We start from the raw sequence: 18,189 nt of genomic DNA, 5'->3' as shown, positions 1-18,189 counted from the left end.
ATAACGACTCGCCTGATGCCCACGACGTTTCAAGAGATCCCCCGCGAACGCCCGGTCACGCCGTTGCTCGACCGCGCTGACACGCCTGCCGGCCTGCGCCGGCTGGCCGAAGCCGACCTGGAGACCCTGGCCGACGAGCTGCGCCAGGAACTGCTCTACACCGTGGGCCAGACCGGTGGGCATTTTGGTGCCGGCCTGGGCGTCATCGAGCTGACCATCGCCCTGCACTACGTCTTCGACACCCCGGACGATCGGCTGGTGTGGGACGTCGGCCACCAGGCCTACCCGCACAAGATCCTCACCGGGCGTCGCAAGCGCATGCTCAGCCTGCGCCAGAAAGACGGCATCGCCGCCTTCCCGCGCCGCAGCGAGAGCGAGTACGACACCTTTGGCGTCGGCCATTCCAGCACCTCGATCAGCGCCGCGCTGGGCATGGCCATTGCCGCCCGTCTGCAGAACAGCGCGCGCAAGTCGATCGCGGTGATTGGTGACGGCGCGCTGACCGCCGGCATGGCCTTCGAGGCGTTGAACCACGCCCAGGAAGTCAACGCTGACATGCTGGTGATCCTCAACGACAACGACATGTCGATTTCGCGCAACGTAGGCGGCCTGTCCAACTACCTGGCCAAGATCCTCTCCAGCCGCACCTACGCGAGCATGCGCGAGGGCAGCAAGAAAGTGCTGTCGCGCCTGCCAGGCGCCTGGGAGATCGCCCGCCGCACCGAAGAGTACGCCAAAGGCATGCTGGTGCCGGGCACGCTGTTCGAAGAGCTGGGCTGGAACTACATCGGCCCGATCGACGGTCATGACCTGCCAACCATGATCGCCACCCTGCGCAACATGCGTGACCTCAAGGGCCCGCAGTTCCTCCACGTAGTGACCAAGAAGGGCAAAGGCTTCGCCCCGGCCGAACTCGACCCGATCGGCTATCACGCCATCACCAAGCTGGAGCCGGCAGACAAGCCAGCGGCGCCGAAAAAAGCCAGCGGCCCCAAGTATTCCGCCGTGTTCGGCCAGTGGCTGTGCGACATGGCCGCTGCCGACAACCGCCTGGTGGGCATTACCCCGGCGATGAAGGAAGGTTCCGACCTGGTCGCTTTCAGCGAACGCTACCCGGAGCGCTACTTCGATGTGGCGATTGCCGAACAGCATGCCGTGACCTTGGCGGCCGGCATGGCCTGCGAGGGCAGCAAGCCGGTGGTGGCGATCTATTCCACCTTCCTGCAGCGCGCCTATGACCAGCTGATCCACGATGTGGCGGTGCAGAACCTCGACGTGCTGTTCGCCATCGACCGCGCCGGCCTGGTCGGCGAAGATGGCCCGACCCATGCAGGCAGCTATGACCTGTCGTACCTGCGCTGTATCCCGGGCATGCTGGTGATGACCCCGAGCGACGAGAACGAGCTGCGCAAGATGCTCAGCACCGGCCACCTGTACAACGGCCCTGCGGCGGTGCGCTACCCGCGCGGCACCGGCCCCAACGCGCCGATCAGCGGTGACTTGGAACCGCTGGAGATCGGCAAGGGTGTGGTGCGGCGCCAAGGCGAGAAAGTCGCCTTGCTGGTGTTCGGCGTACAGCTGGCGGAGGCCATGCAAGTGGCTGAGCAGATCAACGCTACCGTGGTCGACATGCGCTTCGTCAAACCGCTGGACGAGGCGCTGGTGCTGGAGCTGGCCGCTGGCCATGAGCTGCTGGTAACCATCGAAGAAAACGCCATCATGGGCGGTGCGGGTGCTGCCGTCGGCGAGTTCCTGGCCAGCCAGGCGATCGTGAAACCACTTTTGCATCTGGGCCTACCGGACATTTATGTCGAGCATGCCAAGCCGGCGCAGATGCTGGCCGAGTGCGGGCTGGATGCAGCCGGCATCGAGGCTTCGGTGAAGGCTCGAATGGCCTGGCTCGGGTTGTAATCCCTTGGGGCCGCTTTGCGGCCCATGGCTTCGATCGCCTGCCCACCGGGCCCTGCGGCAGGCGTCAGCCGAGCTGGCGCGGAATGCGGTAGAGGTACAGCACCACCACGGTGGACAACGCCAGCAGAATCTGCGGCACCGCCTCAAGGCCGACCAACACCGACAGCGCAGCGACCCAGGCCGGGAAGCAGGCATACAGCATGGCCAGGCGCCGCACCCGCGCCAGCTCGATCCAGGCGGCGGGTTCGTCGCCAGTGCCCAGTACCTGCGAGGTGGCAATCAACGCGCGCTTGTAGGCAGCAAAACGCGGCAGGCTGAGGAACATGGTCGCCGCCCCGGCAATGAATAGCGGCATGGCCAGCACGGGCACCAGCGCATCACCACCGCCAAAGGCCCAGGCCATGACCGGCAGCGGCACCAGGCCCACCGCCAGGTATTGCCACCACGCCAGCGCCAGACGCCGCTTGACCTCGGCGCGAGTCACGCCTGGGGCACCTCGCCCTGGTGCTCGTTACCCAGCATGTGACCGAGCTTGCCGGCCTTGGTTGCCAGGTAATAGCGGTTGTGCGGGTTGTGCCCGGTGTGCAGCGGCACGCGCTCGGCGACGACGATGTTCATGTCGGTCAGGGCTTTCACCTTGCGCGGGTTGTTAGTCATCAGGCGCAGCGACTTCACGCCCAGGTGCTCCAGCATCGGCAGGCACATGGCGTAGTCGCGCTGGTCGGCGGCAAAGCCCAGGCGCTCGTTGGCTTCGACGGTATCGGCGCCACCATCCTGCAGCTCATACGCGCGAATCTTGTTCAGCAGGCCGATACCACGGCCTTCCTGGCGCAGGTACAGCAGCACGCCACGGCCCTCGCGGGCGATGGCCTGCAATGCCGCTTCCAGTTGCGAGCCACAGTCACAGCGCTGGCTGAACAGGGCGTCGCCGGTCAGGCACTCGGAGTGCAGACGCCCCAGCACCGGCTGGCCATCTGCGATGTCACCCAAGCTGAGCACCACATGCTCACGCCCCGTGGCTTCGTCGAGGAAACCATGCATGGTGAAGGTCGCGAAGGGAGTCGGGAGTTTAGAGGCGGCAACAAAGACGACGGGCACGTTGTGCTCCTGGAATAAGTAGGAAATTTCTAGTGGGCCGATTGTATCAGCAGGTTGGCGGCTGTGCGCTGGCTGAATACCGTGGGGTAAGATCGAAAAGTTCGATGCTTAGAGATCAGCACCCGGTAGCGCTGCCGCAGGCGACCCATGCATGCCATTTGGCGAGCCTTATTGTGGTTTGCTGCCCGGCGTGAACGGATACGGCTGCTGCCAGTGTTCGAAAATCGGCTTCAGTTCACCACTGCGTACCAACTCGGCCATGCGCTTGTCGAACAGATCACGCAGGGCCTTGGCCCGGTCGTTGCGGGCGAAGGCCAGGTACAACGGCAGTTCGGCTACATGGGTGCGGCGGAAACGCTCGGGCTGGGAAGTCTGGGCGAGCACGTGATCGACCTCGGTCCGCGCATCAATATAGAAGTCCACCCGATCATGTTCGAGCATCGGCAGGATGCCTTCGCGGCGTTGCACCTCCCGGGAATCACGCACATCAGGCAGGTAATGGCCGAAATTGTAGCCACGCACCCAGACCAGACGGTATTGGCCGATCGTGTCCCGGGTAGGTACAGGTTTGCTGGCCAGGCCCAAGGCGTAGATGTGGTCCATGTCGAAGTGCCAGCGCGGATACAGGTTGTCGGCGTCCTCTTCCTTGTACGAACCCACCCAGGCATCCGCTTCGCCACGTTTGACCAGGCCGACCGCACGGCTGTAGGGCGCGCCCTGGGTTGCCACCTTGACCCCGGCCGGCTCAAACACCTTGCGCAGCACATCCCAGGCCACCCCGGTACCGTCGCCATTGGTGTAGTCGAGCCACTCCTCGCTGACCAGGCGGATTTGAGCAGGCAAGCCCTCGGCAGCCGCTATCCATGGCGCAAAGCTGAGCAGCATGGCCAGCAGCAGCGTCGGCAAACGCCGGCGAATCAGGCAACCGCCCACACCAGCACCTGCATGCCCAGCCAGGCGAACACACCGGCCAGGATATCGTCGAGCATGATCCCGACACCCCCATGTACGTGGCGGTCGACCCAGCGGATCGGCCACGGCTTGAGGATGTCGAAGAAGCGGAACATCAGGAACCCTGCCAGCAGCCACTGCCAGCCTTCCGGCACCAGCCAGAGGGTTATCCACATGCCGACGATTTCGTCCCAGACGATGCCTTCATGGTCATGCACACGCAGGTCGGTGGCGACCTTGCCGCACAGCCAGAAACCGAACAGCATGCTCACGCCCAGCAGCAGCCAGTAGCCCCAGTCGGGCAGCATCTGCCACAGCGGGATGAACGGGATGGCGACCAGCGAGCCCCAGGTACCCGGGGCCTTGGGCAAGGTGCCGGAGCCGAAACCAAAGGCAATGAAGTGCCATGGGTTGCGCCAGACCGAGGGCGGAACGAACTCCGCAGGCACCTGGTTGGGGTGATCGGTCACGGTGTCTCCCTGAAATGTTGGTAGCCGCGTTGCGCGGGGGTGATGTCCCGGCCTTGCGCGTCGCGCAAGGTCACGCCCTGCCCTTCGACTACGCGGCCAATGACATGCACTTCGATGAAACCCAGGGCTGTCAGGGATGCAAGTGCTTCACGCGGCAGGGTAAAGGCCAGCACGTAATCATCGCCTCCGCTAAGCGCGGCCTGCACTGCGGCCTCACGACCCAGTAATGCCTCCACCTCAGCAGACACTGGTACCTGGGCCAGGTTCACCTCAAGGGCGACCCCGGATGCCTTGGCGATATGACCACAATCGGCGAGCAGGCCGTCGGAGATATCCAGCGCAGCCGTAGCGCGGCCTCGCAGCCACGTGCCGAGGGTCAACTGCGGCATCGGCGCCCAATAATGGCGCAGCAGCGGCTTGGCCTGCTCGGCAGGCGCCTGTCGCTCACCCAGCACCAGCGGCAACGCACCGGCAGCCTTGCCCAGCGAACCGCCCACGCACAGCAGGTCGCCCGGCCGCGCGCCACTGCGGCGCAACGCCTGGCCGACGGGCACACGGCCGAACACGGTAACGGTTATGCTCAACGGGCCACGGGTGGTGTCGCCACCGATCAGGCTCATGCGGCACCGATGAGCCATGCGGCTGAGGCCGTTGGCGTATGCTTCGAGCCAGTCGGGGCCGACGTCGGGCAAGGTCAGCGCAAGGGTGAAGCCTATGGCCGTCGCGCCCATGGCCGCCAGGTCGCTGGCCGCCACGGCCAACGACCGCTGCCCCAGCAGAAGCGGATCGCACACCGCAGGGAAATGCACGCCGGCGACCAGGGTGTCGGTGGACACCGCCAGTTGCTCGCCAGGGGGCAGGTCCAGCAGGGCACAGTCGTCGCCGATACCCAGCGCCACGCCCTCGCCACCTTGCGCACAGGGCGCGGCGGCGAAGTAATGGTTGATCAGTTCGAACTCACCCATGGGCCAGCTGCGCCAGGATCAGCGCTTGTTCGCCTTGACTTCTGCTTCGCGCAGGTTCGGCGCCAGCTTGTCCAGCACACCGTTGACGAACTTGTGGCCGTCGGTGGCACCGAAGACCTTGGCCAGCTCGACACCCTCGTTGATCACCACGCGGTACGGCACGTCAACGCGCTTGATGAACTCCCAGGTGGACAGCCGCAGCACGGCCAGCTCGACCGGGTCGAGCTCGTCCAGTGGCAGGTCCAGGCAGGGCTTCAGGGCGTTGTCGATGTCGCTCTTGATCGCCGGGACCCCATGCAGGATCTCGCGGAAATAGGCGCCATCGACATCGGAAAAATCGTTATCGACCCGGAATTGCGCTTCGATCTCGTTCAGCGAATGCTGCGCCATGTGCCACTGGTACAGCGCCTGGGTCGCGAGCTTGCGGGCTTCGCGACGCTTGGCGCTCTTCGACGGCTTGCCGGCATCCGCAGGTTTTGGATCGCGCGGGTTGAAACGATCGCTTTCGTCGCTAATCACTTGGCCTCCAACTGCGCCAGCAGGCTGACCATTTCCAGAGCGGACAGGGCAGCTTCAGCACCTTTGTTGCCGGCCTTGGTGCCGGAACGCTCGATGGCTTGCTCGATGGAGTCGACGGTCAGCACGCCGAAGGCCACCGGAACACCGAACTCCATGGACACCTGGGCCAGGCCCTTGGTGCATTCGCCCGCTACGTATTCAAAGTGCGGGGTACCGCCACGGATCACTGCGCCGAGGGCGATGATCGCGTCGTAGGCACCTTGCTGGGCGACTTTCTGTGCCACCAGCGGGATTTCGAACGCGCCCGGGGCACGGATGATGGTGATGTCGCTTTCGCTGACACCGTGGCGTACCAGGGCATCAACGGCACCGCTTACCAGGCTTTCGACGACGAAGCTGTTGAAGCGGCCAACCACCAAAGCATAGCGACCTTTGGGGGCGATGAAGGTACCTTCGATGGTCTTCAGGGTCATTCCGATATTCTCATCTTCAAGAGCGAGGCCGCTTGCTGGCGGCCTCGACAGGGGTATGGACTCGAGCTGGACGGCGCATTTGCCGCCTCAAGTCACTCGGAGGGCACGTATTCTACAACTTCCAGATCGAATCCGGATATCGCGTTGAACTTCATCGGCGAACTCATCAGGCGCATCTTGCGTACACCCAGGTCGCGCAGGATCTGCGAACCGGCACCCACGGTGCTGTAGGTGGTCGGCGCCTTGACCGGCGCTTCGCCGGCGCTTTCGCGGATGTGCGCCAGCAGCACGTCGCCGTCCAGCGGGTGGCCCAGCAGCAGTACCACGCCGCTGCCAGCCTCGGCCACGGCGGCCATGGCAGCGCGCAGGCTCCAGCGCCCTGGCTGCTTGACCAGCAGCAGGTCGCGCAGCGGGTCCATGTTGTGCACGCGCACCAGGGTTGGCTCTTCGGCGCAGATCTTGCCCAAGGTCAGCGCCATGTGCACGTCGCCTTCGACCGCGTCACGGTAGGTGACTAGGTTGAATTCGCCCAGCTCGCTCTCGATCAGTTGCTCGGAAACGCGCTGCACGGTGCGCTCGTGGATCATGCGGTAGTGGATCAGGTCGGCGATGGTGCCGATCTTCAGGCCGTGTTCGGCGGCGAACACTTCCAGCTCGGCGCGGCGCGACATGGTGCCGTCGTCGTTCATCACTTCGCAGATCACCCCGCTCGGCTCGAAACCGGCCATGCGCGCCAGGTCGCAGGCAGCCTCGGTGTGGCCGGCACGGGCCAGGGTGCCGCCGGGCTGGGCCATCAGCGGGAAGATGTGGCCTGGGCTGACGATGTCTTCGGCCTTGGCATCCTTGGCGGCGGCGGCCTGCACGGTACGAGCACGGTCGGCGGCGGAAATGCCGGTGGTGACGCCTTCGGCGGCCTCGATCGACACGGTGAACTTGGTGCCGAAGCCCGAGCCGTTGCGCGGCGCCATCAGCGGCAACTTCAGCGTTTCGCAACGCTCGCGGGTCATCGGCATGCAGATCAGGCCACGGGCGTGCTTGGCCATGAAGTTGATGTGCTCAGGCTGGCAGCACTCGGCGGCCATGATGATGTCGCCTTCGTTCTCGCGGTCTTCGTCATCCATGAGGATGACCATTTTGCCCTGGCGGATGTCTTCGACCAGTTCTTCGATGCTGTTGAGCGCCACGCGGCACCCCCTCTCAATCAGGATTTCAAGAAGCCGTTGGCGGCCAGGAAGCTTTCGGTAATGCCACTGCCCTTGCTCGGTTCGGCGGCCTTGTCGCCCAGCAGCAAGCGCTCCAGGTAACGGGCCAGCAAGTCGACCTCAAGGTTGACCCGACGCCCTGCGCGGTAGTCGGCCATGATGGTTTCGGACAGGGTGTGCGGGACAATGGTCAGCTCGAACTCGGCGCCATTGACCTCATTGACCGTCAGGCTGGTGCCGTCGACGGTGATCGAGCCCTTGTGGGCGATGTACTTGGCCAGCTCCTTCGGTGCACGCACGCGGAACTGGATGGCGCGGGCGTTATCGCTGCGCGAGATGATTTCGCCAACCCCGTCGACATGGCCGCTGACCAGGTGCCCGCCCAGGCGGGTGGTGGGAGTCAGGGCCTTTTCCAGGTTGACCTTGCTGCCACTCTTGAGGTCGATGAAGGCAGTGCGCTTGAGGGTTTCGACGCTGACGTCGGCCCAGAAGCCGTCGCCCGGCAACTCGACGGCCGTCAGGCACACGCCATTGACGGCGATGCTGTCGCCGAGCTTGACGTCAGCCAGGTCGAGCTTGCCGGTTTCGACGTAGACGCGCACGTCACCGCCCTTGGGGGTCAGGCTGCGGATGGTGCCGATGGATTCGATGATGCCGGTGAACATTGGGTCTTCCTCAGAAACGGTTTGCGCTGGGCAAGCCGGGCATTATACGCCGGGCGCCGGCAGGGGCACGGCTGTGACCAGCCAGTCATCGCCCACTGCGCGCATTCCGGTAATTTTCAACCGCGGCGCTTCGCTCATCTTGTCCAGGGGCCAGTCCAGCAGCGGGCGTGCATGGCTGCCTAGGAAGGTGCCAGCGACGAACAACTGGTACTCGTCGATCAGGCCCTGCCGGGCAAAGGCACCAACCAGGCCAGCACCGGCCTCCAGCAGGATTTCATTGACGCCACGGGCGGCCAGCGCCCGCAGCAGCGCAGGCAGGTCGACCTGGCCATTATCGCCCGGCAGGCTGAGCAGTTCGTGGCCGGCAGCGGCATAGCGCGGGTCATCCGCGACAGCGCTCACTACCAGGGCCGGGCCGGCCTGGAAGAACGGCGCGTCCAGCGGCAGGCGCAGGCGGCCATCGACCAGCACGCGCAGCGGTGCACGGCTGAGTGCCAGCGCGGTGGTTTCGGCATCCAGGCCCAGCTCGGCGCCGCGCACGGTCATGCGCGCATTGTCGACCAGCACGCTGGCGGCGCTGGTCAGCACCACACTGGAGCGGGCGCGCAGGCGCTGCACGGCAGAACGCGCGGCCGGGCCGGTGATCCACTGGCTTTCGCCGCTGGCCATGGCCGTGCGCCCATCCAGGCTCATCGCCAGTTTGGCGCGAACGAACGGCAGGCCATGTTCCATGCGTTTGAGGAAGCCCGGGTTGAGCGCGCGGGCCTCGCCCTCGAGTACCCCGCTGGCCACTTCGATACCGGCCTCGGCCAGGCGCCGCAGGCCTTGCCCCGCCACTTGCGGGTTAGGATCCTGCATGGCGGCGACTACCCGCGCCACGCCAGCCTTGACCAGCGCTTCGGCGCACGGCGGCGTGCGGCCATGGTGACTGCACGGCTCCAGGGTGACGTAGGCACAGGCGCCCCGGGCACGCTCACCGGCCTGGCGCAGGGCATGCACTTCGGCATGCGGCTCGCCGGCGCGCTCGTGCCACCCCTCGCCGACCACTTCGCCATCGCGCACGATCACGCAGCCCACGCGCGGGTTCGGGTGGGTGCTGTACAGCCCCTTGCGCGCCAGCTGCAGCGCGCGGGCCATGTAGTGGGCATCGAGGATGGCAGTCTGGCTGGGCATGCTCACTCTTTGGCCGGCTCACGTGCCAGGCGGTCGATTTCTTCGCGGAACTCGTCGAGGTCCTGGAAGCGCCGGTAAACCGAGGCAAAACGGATATAGGCCACTTCGTCGAGCTTGCGCAGTTCGGCCATGACCATTTCACCGACCACCAGCGACTTGACTTCCCGCTCGCCGGTAGCGCGCAGGCGGCTCTTGATGTGGGCCAGCGCGGCTTCCAGGCGCTCGACGCTCACCGGGCGCTTTTCCAGCGCCCGCTGCATACCCGCGCGCAGTTTTTCTTCGTCGAAAGGCTGGCGCGTGCCGTCCTGCTTGATCAGCCGGGGCAGTACCAGCTCGGCGGTTTCGAAGGTGGTGAAGCGCTCGCCACAGGCCACGCATTCGCGGCGGCGGCGCACCTGCTCGCCTTCGGCAACGAGGCGAGAATCGATGACCTTGGTGTCGTTGGCACCGCAAAAGGGACAGTGCATGGTGGCAGGCAACAAAAAAAGGGAGGGCCATGGTAGCGCATCCCACTGGCAAGACAAGCCAAAGGGGTTAACATCCATGGGAAATCTGCCCGTGAAGGACTACCCCATGCACTACCGAGCGCTCGTCGTGCTGTGCTGCGCCGCCCTGCTCGCCGCCTGTGGCAGCGACAGGCCGAAGCCCGATACCCCTGCGGCACCCACGCCAGCCCGGGAGGCCAAGCCGGCCGACGTACTGGGCCCGCTGCCGGCCTACCAGCGCGAGCTGAGCGGCACCTTGCTGGAAATCCCGGCCGGGGCCGAGGTCGAACTGGCCTTGCTGGTCATCGACGAACGCGACCGCCCACAGCGCCTGCTGGCCAGCAGCAACCTGACCGGCACCGGCCAGGCCCTGCCCTACCAGCTGCGTTTCAACCCCGAGGCCTTCCCCGCCGGAGCCCGGGTCGAGCTGCGTGGCCGCGCCAGCCGCTCCGGCCAGCTGATCCTGCACCTGCCGCCCGTGCGCATTACCCAGGCCCAGAACCAGGCCACCGGCCCGCTGCGTTTCGAGAAGGCGCCATAAGTGGCGCCGCTTGCCCTGCAACAGGCGCTCAGCAGCCTGATCGGCGAAGCACGCCTGACCGTCAGCGAACTGCCTGGCTGCGACCTGAAGCTGTGGCTGATCGACGACCAGAACATGGACCGCGCCTTCAGCAGCGAGGAGACCCGGCGTATTCTGGAAGACCCGCCGTACTGGAGCTTCTGCTGGGCCAGCGGCCTGGCCATGGCCCGTTACCTGGCCGAGCGCCCGGAGTGGGTCGCTGGCAAGCGCGTGCTGGACTTTGGCGCCGGCTCGGGTATCGCCGGCATTGCCGCCGCCCGCGCCGGGGCGCTGGAGGTGGTGGCCTGCGACCTCGACCCGCTAGCCCTGAATGCCTGCCGGGCGAATGCTGCGCTGAACGGGGTGGAGTTGGGTTACAGCAGCGACTTCTTCGCCGAAGACGACCGCTTCGACCTGATCCTGGTCGCCGATGTGCTGTATGACCGCGCCAACCTGCCGCTGCTGGACGCCTTCCTCGACCGCGGCCGTCAGGCGCTGGTGGCCGACTCGCGGGTTCGCGACTTCAGCCACCCGCTCTACCAGCAGCTGGGGGTACTCGAAGCCCTGACCCTGCCGGACCTGGCCGAGCCACACGAATTCCGCCGGGTCAGCCTGTACCACGCCAGCCGCGACACCTTATAGTGGAGCCATTCATGAGTTTGCGAGAGTCGCGATGAGCCAAGACACGCCGTACATTTTCGACGCCACCGATGCCACCTTCCAGCAACTGGTGATCGAGAACTCCTTCCACAAGCCGGTACTGGTCGACTTCTGGGCCGAGTGGTGCGCGCCCTGCAAGGCGCTGATGCCATTGCTGGCGAAGATCGCCGAGGGCTACCAGGGCGAGCTGCTGCTGGCCAAGATCAACTGCGACGTGGAGCAACAGGTGGTTGCCCAGTTCGGCATCCGCAGCCTGCCGACCGTGGTGCTGTTCAAGGATGGCCAGCCGGTGGACGGTTTTGCCGGTGCCCAGCCAGAGTCGGCGATCCGCGCCATGCTCGAGCCGCATGTGCAGCTGCCTGCCGCACCTACCGCCTCGCCGCTGGAGCAGGCCAAGGCGCTGTTCGCCGAAAGCCGCTTTGCCGAGGCCGAGGCGCTGCTGCAGGCGTTGCTCGGAGAGGACAACAGCAATGCCGAGGCGTTGATCCTGTACGCCCGCTGCCTGGCCGAACGCGGTGAGCTGGGTGAAGCCCAGGTGGTGCTGGACGCGGTCAAGACGGACGAGCATAAAGCGGCATTGGCCGGTGCCAAGGCCCAGCTGACTTTCCTGCGCCAGGCCGCCAGCCTACCGGAAGTGGCTGACCTGAAGAGCCGCCTGGCGCAGAACCCGCAGGATGACGAGGCGGCCTACCAGCTGAGCGTGCAGCAGCTGGCGCGCCAGCAGTATGAGGCGGCGCTGGACGGGTTGCTGAAGCTGTTCCAGCGTAACCGTGGTTATGACAATGGCTTGCCACAGAAGGCGATGCTGCAGGTGTTCGAGTTGCTCGGTGGCGATCACCCACTGGTCAGCGTGTACCGTCGCAAGCTTTCAGCGGCAATGTTCTGAGAATACTGGGGCCGCTTTGCGGCCCCAATTTGCTGAAACCTCACCCCACCCAGTGATACACCGGCGCGTCTACGCCGCTTTCCACCTTCACCTCACTGCTGTGCCGCAAGCGCACCAGCAGCCGTTTACCCGCTGCCGTACTCCCGGCCAACCCTTCCAGGCGGTCGAGCAACTCCGGCCCGCTCATCTGCCCTGCCAGGCGCAACACATCGCGCGCCGCCGTCCATTGCCCGTCATCCTGGCGCGGCGGTGCCACCGTTGCCGCCGCAGCCGTCTGCCCCAGCGCCGGCGCCTCTGGCCGCCGCAGCTGCGCCCACTCTTCTGGCTCCAGCTCGATGGTCAAGTCCACCGGCCAGTCACCGATCTGTCCACGAATCCTCATGATGCATTCCTTGAACCCAGGTCAATGCAACCATGCTACCCGAACATGAAACCTGCGCCACGCAGGCTGGCAGCGCGCAGAAAAGTTGTTATAACATAACCACATCTTCCAGCCGTCCCGGAGTCGTCCATGCGCCGCCTGCTGCTCGCCCTGCCCTTCGCCTTGTTGCCACTGGCCGTGGCCCAAGCCCACGACGATGACCACGATCACGACCACGCCCACGGCACCCTTGGGGCCCACGAGCATGGCGTGGCCAGGCTCAATGCCGTGCTCGACGGCAATACCCTTGAACTGGAGCTGGACAGCCCGGCCATGAACCTGGTCGGGTTCGAACACGCCGCCAGCAGCGATGCCGACAAAGCCAAGGTCGTGGCAGTGCGCCAGCAGCTCGAGCAGCCGCTGAAACTGTTCGGCCTGCCGGCTGCCGCCGGGTGCAAGGAAGACCAGCAAGAGCTGGAAAGCCCGTTGTTCGGTGACGCCCCGAAAGCTGACGACGACGATCATGACCATGACCACGCACACAGCGACATCGGTGCCCATTACCAACTGACCTGCGCTAGCCCGGATAAATTGACGCAACTGGACCTCGCACCGCTATTCAAGGCCTTCCCGGCCACGCAGAAGATCAACGTGCAATTGATTGGCCCCAACGGCCAGAAAGGCCTGGAAACCACGCCGGCCAAGGCAGCGGTCGCGTTCTGAATGCGCCAGCCGTTGATCGAACTGCGCGACCTCGTGTTCGGCTGGCCAGGCCAGCCTGCGCTGCTGGACATCCCGGTGTTCCAGCTGGACGTTGGCGAGGCCCTGTTCCTCAAGGGCCCCAGCGGCAGCGGCAAGACCACCTTGCTGGGCTTGCTGGGCGGGGTGAACGTGCCGGGCCAGGGGCGCATCCAGTTGCTCGGCCAGGACCTCGGCAGCCTGGGCCAGGGCGCGCGCGACCGCTTCCGGGTTGACCACACCGGCTATATCTTCCAGCAGTTCAACCTGCTGCCGTTCCTCTCGGTACGTGAAAACGTCGAGCTGCCCTGTCGCTTCTCGCACAACCGCAAGGCCCGCGCCGAGCAGCGCCATGGCAGTGTCGACCAGGCGGCCAGCACGTTGCTGGCCCATCTAGGCCTGGGCGACCCGATGCTGCTCGCGCGCCGCGCCGACAGCCTGTCGATCGGCCAGCAGCAACGGGTTGCCGCCGCCCGCGCGCTGATCGGCCAGCCCGAGCTGGTGATCGCCGACGAACCGACCTCGGCGCTGGACGCCGACACGCGCGAAGCCTTCATCCGCCTGCTGTTCGATGAATGCCGCGCCGCCGGTGCCAGCCTGCTGTTCGTCAGCCATGACCAGAGCCTGGCGCCGCTGTTTGACCGGCACCTGTCGCTGGCCGAACTCAACCGTGCCGCCAAGCCCCGGGAGGCCTGATGTACCTGCTTCGCCTTGCCTTGGCCAGCCTGGCCAACCGCCGCTTCACCGCGTTCCTTACCGCCTTTGCCATCGCCCTTTCGGTGTGCCTGTTGCTGGCCGTGGAGCGGGTACGTACCGAGGCCCGTGCCAGCTTCGCCAGCACCATCAGCGGCACCGACCTGATCGTCGGTGCCCGCTCCGGCTCGGTGAACCTGTTGCTGTACTCGGTGTTTCGCATCGGCAACGCCACCAACAACATCCGCTGGGACAGTTACCAGCACTACGCCAATGACCCGCGGGTAAAGTGGGCCATCCCCATCTCGCTGGGCGACTCGCACCGCGGCTATCGGGTGATGGGCACTACCGGCGACTACTTCAGCCATTACCAGTACGGCCGCCGCCAGCACCTGGAGCTCAGCCAGGGTCGCGCGTTTGCCGATGACCCGTTCGAGGTGGTACTCGGTGCCGAAGTGGCTGATGCGTTGCACTACAAGCTTGGCGACAAGCTGGTACTGGCGCACGGTGTGGCCGCGGTCAGCTTGGTCAAGCACGACGACAAACCGTTCACCGTGGTTGGCGTGCTCAAGCGCACCGGTACGCCGGTGGACCGCACCCTGCATATCAGCCTGGGCGGTATGGAAGCCATCCACATCGACTGGCACAACGGCGTGCCGGCCCGAGGTGCAGGGCGCATCAGTGCTGAACAAGCGCGCACGATGGACCTGCAACCTGCCGCTATCACCGCCTTCATGCTTGGCCTGAACAACAAGATTGCCACCTTCAGCCTGCAGCGGGAAATCAACGAATACCGCAACGAGCCACTGCTGGCGATCCTGCCCGGGGTGGCGCTGCAGGAATTGTGGAGCCTGATGGGTACTGCCGAGCAGGCGCTGTTCGTGGTCTCGCTGTTCGTGGTGCTGACCGGTCTGATCGGCATGCTCACGGCGATCCTCACCAGCCTGAACGAGCGTCGGCGGGAGATGGCGATACTGCGCTCGGTTGGCGCCAGGCCCTGGCATATCGCGGGCCTGCTGGTACTCGAAGCATTGTCGCTGGCCGCAGTCGGGATCATCGCCGGGCTTGGCTTGCTGTATGCCGGTATCGCCCTGGCACAGGGGTACGTACAGGCCAACTATGGCTTGTACCTGCCACTGGCCCTGCCCATTACTCATGAGTGGACATTGCTGGCTATCATCCTGGGGGCCGCGCTGCTGATGGGCAGCGTGCCGGCGTGGCGTGCCTATCGGCAGTCGCTGGCCGATGGCCTGTCCATTCACCTTTGAGAGCCGGTAATGATCCGCAACCTCAGCGCTTTTTTCGCGGGTAAACCTGCGAAGAGGCCCGCACGACACACACTGCTGATCCTGCTGCTGACAGTGGCAATGCCGCTGTGGGCCGTCGAACCCCGCGAACTGGACTGGCCTTCCCTGATCCCCGAAGGCGCCCCCGTCATCCCGCCGCAACTCGCGCCGCTGCACGACATGTCGCAGCTCGGCGATGCACTGTCCGCCGAATCGGCGCCTCCGGCGCGCCAGCAGGCCCCCGATGCGCCAGTGGTGAAAAGCCTCGACGGCCAGCAAATCAAGCTGCCCGGCTACATCGTGCCGCTGGAGGTGAGCGAAGAAGGCCGCACCACCGAGTTTCTGCTGGTCCCCTACTACGGCGCCTGCATCCATGTGCCTCCACCACCGTCGAACCAGATCGTGCACATCTACAGCGAAATGGGCGTGCGCATCGAAGACCTTTACCAGCCTTACTGGATCGAGGGAAAGCTGCAAGTTAGAGCCTCCAGCAGCGAATTGGCGGATGCCGGCTACCAGATGGAAGCCGAAAAAATATACGCTTATGAGCTGAAGTGAGAACTGTTTCGAATTCGTGGCGACGCTTCTTTGAGCTGGGTCAAACTTTCTGTTTAAACGCATCCGTACCATTGGACTACTCGATTACTCACGTCCTTTGGGAGCTTCCATGAACAAGACCTTGCTCGGCGCCTCACTCGTGGCCCTTGCGCTCGCCGCACCTGCCGCCCACGCTTATCAGGCAGGCGATATGATCCTGCGCGCCGGCGCCATCACCACCGCTCCCAACGAAAGCAGCGGCGACCTCAAGTTCGATGGCAACAAGGTTTCCGGCACCAAGGCAACCCTGGACAGCGACACCCAGCTGGGCCTGACCTTCGCCTACATGCTCACCGACCACGTCGGCCTGGAGCTGCTGGCGGCCACCCCGTTCAAGCACACCGTCGGGGTCAAGGGCCTGGGCGGCGGCCTGGATGGCAAGCTGGCAGACATCAAGCAGCTGCCACCGACCCTGTCGCTGCAGTACTACCCGATGGAGCCAAGCTCCAGATTCCAGCCGTATGCCGGGGTGGGCATCAACTACACCCTGTTCTTCGATGAAGACCTCAGCAGTGCCCGCAAGCAACAAGGCTTCAGCAACCTCAAGCTGCAGGACTCGGTCGGTATCGCCGGCCAGCTGGGCATGGACTACATGCTCACCGACAACCTGCTGGTCAACGCCGCGGTCTGGTACGTCGACATCGACACCAAAGCCAGCGTCGACGGCCCATCGGCACTGGGCTACAGCAAGACCAAGGTCAACGTCGAAGTCGACCCGTGGGTGTATATGGTCGGCCTTGGCTACAAGTTCTGACCTGAACACTGCAGGGCGGCCTCGGCCGCCCTCGCCCGTCGTAGCCACAGCCAATACCCCAGCGCAACCGCGCTGATGGCCATGCCCAGGCTACACACCGCAGCCCAGCCCCAATGGGCAAACACCCAGCTCGCCAGTACCGCACCCAGCCCACTGCCCAGCGAATAGCAACCCATGTAGGCGCCGATCAAGCGGCTGGCCATGGCGCTGCGCCCGGCCAGCAACAGGCTCTGGTTGGTGACATGGACTGCCTGCACGGCAAGATCCAGCATCAGCACACCCAACACGAACACCGTTAAAGAATGCCCGACGAAGGCCGTTGGCAGCCATGACAGCGTGAGCAGGGCCAGCGCCAACCCGGTGGTGCGTTCGCCCAGCCCCTGGTCGGCCAGGCGACCGGCGCGCCCTGCTGCCAACGCGCCCGCCACACCGGCGATGCCAAACAGGCCGATCTCGCTATGGCTCAACGCCAAGGGCGCGGCACTCAGGGGCATCACCATGGCGCTCCACAGCACGCTGAACGCAGCGAAGATCAACACGCCGAACAAGCCGCGTTGGCGCAGCAGGCGGTCATGCCGATACAAGCTGAACTGGGCTGCGATCAGTGCCCGGTAGCCAGGCTGCAACGCCATCGGCTGTCCCGCCGGCAAGCACCGCCACAGCACCAGCGCCAGCAGCGCTAGCAGCCCGGCGGCTACCAGGTATACGCTGCGCCAACCGGCCAGGTCGGCAAGCCCGCCCGAGACCAGCCGCGCCAGCAGAATACCCAGCACCACCCCACTGGTAACCGTGCCCACCGCCCGCCCTTGCTGGCCGGGTGCAGCAAGACTCGCCACATGCGCCACCATTACCTGCACCATGACCGCCATCAGTCCGGTAATGGCCAGCGTCGCCAACAGCAGCGGCCAGTTGGGTGCCAGGGCTACGCCGACCAATGCCAGGGCCGAGCAGAGTAACTGCCCAAGCAACAAGCGCTTGCGGTCGATCAAGTCCCCCAGTGGCACGATCAGCAGCAGCCCCAGTGCATAGCCCGCCTGCGTCGCGCCAACTACCCAGCCGATCTGCAGCTGCGCCACACCCAGGTCGACGGCCATCGACTCAAGCAAAGGCTGGGCGAAATACACGGTCGCCACGGCCATGGCGCTGGTTATGGCGAGCAACAGCGTTGTCCAGCGTGTCAGCACAGGGCGCATCGGGCAGGTCTCGATATCTGGTTTTGAATTGAAACCACATGCTGGATATTTAACAAATGTGGTTTTAGTCTGCAACCAGATAATCAAGACAGGTTTGCTGTAATGCTCGATGAAAATAAAGCGCAGTGCCCCGTGGCACGTGCACTGGAGGTGCTGGGCGACCGCTGGGCGCTGATGATTCTGCGTGATGCCTTCGACGGCCTGCGACGCTTCAGCGAGTTTCAGAAGAACCTCGGGCTGGCGAAGAACATCCTTGCTTCACGCCTGAAATCGCTGGTGGAGAGCGGGCTATTGACGCTGCAACCGGCATCGGATGGCAGCGCCTACAAGGAGTACGTGCTGACCGAGAAAGGGCGATCGGTGTTTCCGGTGGTAGTTGGCTTGAGGCAGTGGGGCGAGCGATTTCTGTTCGAAGCAGGTGAAGCGCGTTCTGATCTGGTGGAACGTGTGACCGGGCAGGCGCTGGAGACACTGCAGGTACGAAGCCACGACGGGCGAGTCCTGGCGGCCGAGGATTGCCAGCGCAAGGTAGTGCAGCATCAGTGAGGAT

General features: G+C 65.0%; 23 protein-coding genes. 10 read left to right on the top strand and 13 right to left on the bottom strand.

Annotated features, from left to right (window positions below; translation table 11 throughout):
- The first annotated feature begins 15 nt into the window (after positions 1-15).
- Positions 16-1,911 carry a 1-deoxy-D-xylulose-5-phosphate synthase gene (dxs, locus tag QSV36_RS01995; RefSeq protein WP_289129316.1) on the top strand — a complete coding sequence of 632 codons (1,896 nt, stop codon included), beginning with the start codon at positions 16-18 and terminating at the stop codon, positions 1,909-1,911.
- Between the two features lie 64 nt (positions 1,912-1,975).
- Here the strand turns inward: dxs and QSV36_RS01990 are convergent, their stop codons facing one another.
- From QSV36_RS01990 to nrdR, 11 genes are all read right to left on the bottom strand, one after another.
- A complete protein-coding gene (locus QSV36_RS01990; protein WP_289129314.1) occupies positions 1,976-2,395 on the bottom strand; it encodes an MFS transporter in 420 nt (139 codons plus the stop codon).
- Positions 2,392-3,009 (bottom strand): GTP cyclohydrolase II, encoded by a 618-nt coding sequence (gene ribA / locus QSV36_RS01985; RefSeq protein WP_003260612.1) that lies wholly within the window; start codon positions 3,007-3,009, stop codon positions 2,392-2,394. The genes QSV36_RS01990 and ribA overlap by 4 nt, the downstream gene beginning before the upstream one ends.
- Positions 3,010-3,177: 168 nt before the next feature.
- Positions 3,178-3,894: a substrate-binding periplasmic protein gene (locus QSV36_RS01980; RefSeq protein ID WP_289129481.1), complete on the bottom strand. Its 717-nt coding sequence runs from the start codon at positions 3,892-3,894 to the stop codon at positions 3,178-3,180.
- Positions 3,895-3,926: 32 nt separating this feature from the next.
- The gene (locus tag QSV36_RS01975; RefSeq protein WP_170028059.1) at positions 3,927-4,430 is read right to left on the bottom strand and encodes a phosphatidylglycerophosphatase A family protein; all 504 of its coding nucleotides are present in this window, start codon (positions 4,428-4,430) and stop codon (positions 3,927-3,929) included.
- A complete protein-coding gene (gene thiL, locus QSV36_RS01970; RefSeq protein WP_289129310.1) occupies positions 4,427-5,395 on the bottom strand; it encodes a thiamine-phosphate kinase in 969 nt (322 codons plus the stop codon). Before thiL ends, QSV36_RS01975 begins: the two co-directional genes overlap by 4 nt.
- 18 nt (positions 5,396-5,413) lie before the next feature.
- Positions 5,414-5,914: a transcription antitermination factor NusB gene (nusB, locus tag QSV36_RS01965; protein ID WP_289129308.1), complete on the bottom strand. Its 501-nt coding sequence runs from the start codon at positions 5,912-5,914 to the stop codon at positions 5,414-5,416.
- On the bottom strand, positions 5,911-6,387 hold the full coding sequence (ribH, locus tag QSV36_RS01960) for a 6,7-dimethyl-8-ribityllumazine synthase (RefSeq protein ID WP_003255395.1): 477 nt from the start codon (positions 6,385-6,387) through the stop codon (positions 5,911-5,913). The genes nusB and ribH overlap by 4 nt, the downstream gene beginning before the upstream one ends.
- 92 nt (positions 6,388-6,479) lie before the next feature.
- Positions 6,480-7,571 carry a bifunctional 3,4-dihydroxy-2-butanone-4-phosphate synthase/GTP cyclohydrolase II gene (gene ribBA, locus QSV36_RS01955; protein ID WP_170028056.1) on the bottom strand — a complete coding sequence of 364 codons (1,092 nt, stop codon included), beginning with the start codon at positions 7,569-7,571 and terminating at the stop codon, positions 6,480-6,482.
- A gap of 17 nt (positions 7,572-7,588) precedes the next feature.
- The gene (locus QSV36_RS01950; RefSeq protein ID WP_170028055.1) at positions 7,589-8,254 is read right to left on the bottom strand and encodes a riboflavin synthase; all 666 of its coding nucleotides are present in this window, start codon (positions 8,252-8,254) and stop codon (positions 7,589-7,591) included.
- 42 nt (positions 8,255-8,296) lie between these two features.
- Entirely contained in the window at positions 8,297-9,427 is a 1,131-nt protein-coding gene (gene ribD / locus QSV36_RS01945; protein WP_289129302.1) for a bifunctional diaminohydroxyphosphoribosylaminopyrimidine deaminase/5-amino-6-(5-phosphoribosylamino)uracil reductase RibD, read from the bottom strand.
- A gap of 2 nt (positions 9,428-9,429) precedes the next feature.
- Positions 9,430-9,894, bottom strand: a complete 465-nt coding sequence (nrdR, locus tag QSV36_RS01940; protein WP_003255402.1) for a transcriptional regulator NrdR — start codon at positions 9,892-9,894, stop codon at positions 9,430-9,432.
- A 106-nt stretch (positions 9,895-10,000) separates the two neighbouring features.
- Between nrdR and QSV36_RS01935 the strand changes: the two genes are divergently transcribed.
- Genes QSV36_RS01935 through trxA form a run of 3 tightly spaced genes read left to right on the top strand, consistent with a single transcriptional unit; the run spans position 10,001 to position 12,017 of the window.
- On the top strand, positions 10,001-10,453 hold the full coding sequence (locus tag QSV36_RS01935; RefSeq protein WP_289129299.1) for a YbaY family lipoprotein: 453 nt from the start codon (positions 10,001-10,003) through the stop codon (positions 10,451-10,453).
- Positions 10,454-11,113: a class I SAM-dependent methyltransferase gene (locus QSV36_RS01930; protein ID WP_289129296.1), complete on the top strand. Its 660-nt coding sequence runs from the start codon at positions 10,454-10,456 to the stop codon at positions 11,111-11,113.
- 31 nt (positions 11,114-11,144) lie between these two features.
- Complete coding sequence (gene trxA / locus QSV36_RS01925) at positions 11,145-12,017, top strand: thioredoxin (RefSeq protein ID WP_289129293.1); 873 nt, start codon at positions 11,145-11,147, stop codon at positions 12,015-12,017.
- Positions 12,018-12,057: 40 nt separating this feature from the next.
- Here the strand turns inward: trxA and QSV36_RS01920 are convergent, their stop codons facing one another.
- Positions 12,058-12,399: a hypothetical protein gene (locus QSV36_RS01920; RefSeq protein ID WP_289129291.1), complete on the bottom strand. Its 342-nt coding sequence runs from the start codon at positions 12,397-12,399 to the stop codon at positions 12,058-12,060.
- A gap of 129 nt (positions 12,400-12,528) precedes the next feature.
- On the opposite strand from QSV36_RS01920, the gene QSV36_RS01915 reads away from it, so the two are divergent.
- The 5 genes from QSV36_RS01915 (at position 12,529) to QSV36_RS01895 (ending at position 16,446) form a co-directional block, all read left to right on the top strand.
- Positions 12,529-13,101, top strand: a complete 573-nt coding sequence (locus QSV36_RS01915) for a DUF2796 domain-containing protein (RefSeq protein WP_289129289.1) — start codon at positions 12,529-12,531, stop codon at positions 13,099-13,101.
- Positions 13,102-13,812, top strand: coding sequence for an ABC transporter ATP-binding protein (locus tag QSV36_RS01910; protein WP_289129288.1), 711 nt, complete (start codon positions 13,102-13,104; stop codon positions 13,810-13,812).
- Positions 13,812-15,077, top strand: a complete 1,266-nt coding sequence (locus tag QSV36_RS01905) for an ABC transporter permease (protein ID WP_289129285.1) — start codon at positions 13,812-13,814, stop codon at positions 15,075-15,077. The genes QSV36_RS01910 and QSV36_RS01905 overlap by 1 nt, the downstream gene beginning before the upstream one ends.
- Before the next feature lie 9 nt (positions 15,078-15,086).
- Positions 15,087-15,653, top strand: coding sequence for a DUF3299 domain-containing protein (locus tag QSV36_RS01900; RefSeq protein ID WP_289129282.1), 567 nt, complete (start codon positions 15,087-15,089; stop codon positions 15,651-15,653).
- Between the two features lie 109 nt (positions 15,654-15,762).
- Positions 15,763-16,446, top strand: a complete 684-nt coding sequence (locus tag QSV36_RS01895) for an OmpW/AlkL family protein (RefSeq protein ID WP_225780189.1) — start codon at positions 15,763-15,765, stop codon at positions 16,444-16,446.
- On the opposite strand, the gene QSV36_RS01890 is transcribed toward QSV36_RS01895, so the two are convergent.
- Positions 16,434-17,639 carry an MFS transporter gene (locus QSV36_RS01890; RefSeq protein WP_289129277.1) on the bottom strand — a complete coding sequence of 402 codons (1,206 nt, stop codon included), beginning with the start codon at positions 17,637-17,639 and terminating at the stop codon, positions 16,434-16,436. The two genes, QSV36_RS01895 and QSV36_RS01890, sit on opposite strands and share 13 nt — an antisense overlap.
- Before the next feature lie 102 nt (positions 17,640-17,741).
- Between QSV36_RS01890 and QSV36_RS01885 the strand changes: the two genes are divergently transcribed.
- On the top strand, positions 17,742-18,185 hold the full coding sequence (locus QSV36_RS01885; RefSeq protein WP_289129275.1) for a winged helix-turn-helix transcriptional regulator: 444 nt from the start codon (positions 17,742-17,744) through the stop codon (positions 18,183-18,185).
- The last annotated feature ends 4 nt before the right edge of the window (positions 18,186-18,189 follow it).

The organism is Pseudomonas sp. BCRC 81390 (genome assembly GCF_030341915.1).
Lineage (GTDB): Bacteria > Pseudomonadota > Gammaproteobacteria > Pseudomonadales > Pseudomonadaceae > Aquipseudomonas.
This window is presented reverse-complemented; position numbering and strand designations above follow the sequence as displayed.

Bases quoted from the DNA above. Each gene is read 5' to 3' on its own strand.
- nrdR (WP_003255402.1), bottom strand. From the start codon at position 9,894: ATGCACTGTCCCTTTTGCGGTGCCAACGACACCAAGGTCATCGATTCT.
- QSV36_RS01890 (WP_289129277.1), bottom strand. From the start codon at position 17,639: ATGCGCCCTGTGCTGACACGCTGGACAACGCTGTTGCTCGCCATAACC.
- QSV36_RS01885 (WP_289129275.1), top strand. From the start codon at position 17,742: ATGCTCGATGAAAATAAAGCGCAGTGCCCCGTGGCACGTGCACTGGAG.
- QSV36_RS01950 (WP_170028055.1), bottom strand. From the start codon at position 8,254: ATGTTCACCGGCATCATCGAATCCATCGGCACCATCCGCAGCCTGACC.
- QSV36_RS01895 (WP_225780189.1), top strand. From the start codon at position 15,763: ATGAACAAGACCTTGCTCGGCGCCTCACTCGTGGCCCTTGCGCTCGCC.
- dxs (WP_289129316.1), top strand. From the start codon at position 16: ATGCCCACGACGTTTCAAGAGATCCCCCGCGAACGCCCGGTCACGCCG.
- QSV36_RS01900 (WP_289129282.1), top strand. From the start codon at position 15,087: ATGATCCGCAACCTCAGCGCTTTTTTCGCGGGTAAACCTGCGAAGAGG.
- QSV36_RS01935 (WP_289129299.1), top strand. From the start codon at position 10,001: ATGCACTACCGAGCGCTCGTCGTGCTGTGCTGCGCCGCCCTGCTCGCC.
- QSV36_RS01910 (WP_289129288.1), top strand. From the start codon at position 13,102: ATGCGCCAGCCGTTGATCGAACTGCGCGACCTCGTGTTCGGCTGGCCA.
- ribH (WP_003255395.1), bottom strand. From the start codon at position 6,387: ATGACCCTGAAGACCATCGAAGGTACCTTCATCGCCCCCAAAGGTCGC.
- trxA (WP_289129293.1), top strand. From the start codon at position 11,145: ATGAGCCAAGACACGCCGTACATTTTCGACGCCACCGATGCCACCTTC.
- QSV36_RS01915 (WP_289129289.1), top strand. From the start codon at position 12,529: ATGCGCCGCCTGCTGCTCGCCCTGCCCTTCGCCTTGTTGCCACTGGCC.
- ribD (WP_289129302.1), bottom strand. From the start codon at position 9,427: ATGCCCAGCCAGACTGCCATCCTCGATGCCCACTACATGGCCCGCGCG.
- QSV36_RS01980 (WP_289129481.1), bottom strand. From the start codon at position 3,894: ATGCTGCTCAGCTTTGCGCCATGGATAGCGGCTGCCGAGGGCTTGCCT.
- QSV36_RS01920 (WP_289129291.1), bottom strand. From the start codon at position 12,399: ATGAGGATTCGTGGACAGATCGGTGACTGGCCGGTGGACTTGACCATC.
- thiL (WP_289129310.1), bottom strand. From the start codon at position 5,395: ATGGGTGAGTTCGAACTGATCAACCATTACTTCGCCGCCGCGCCCTGT.
- QSV36_RS01905 (WP_289129285.1), top strand. From the start codon at position 13,812: ATGTACCTGCTTCGCCTTGCCTTGGCCAGCCTGGCCAACCGCCGCTTC.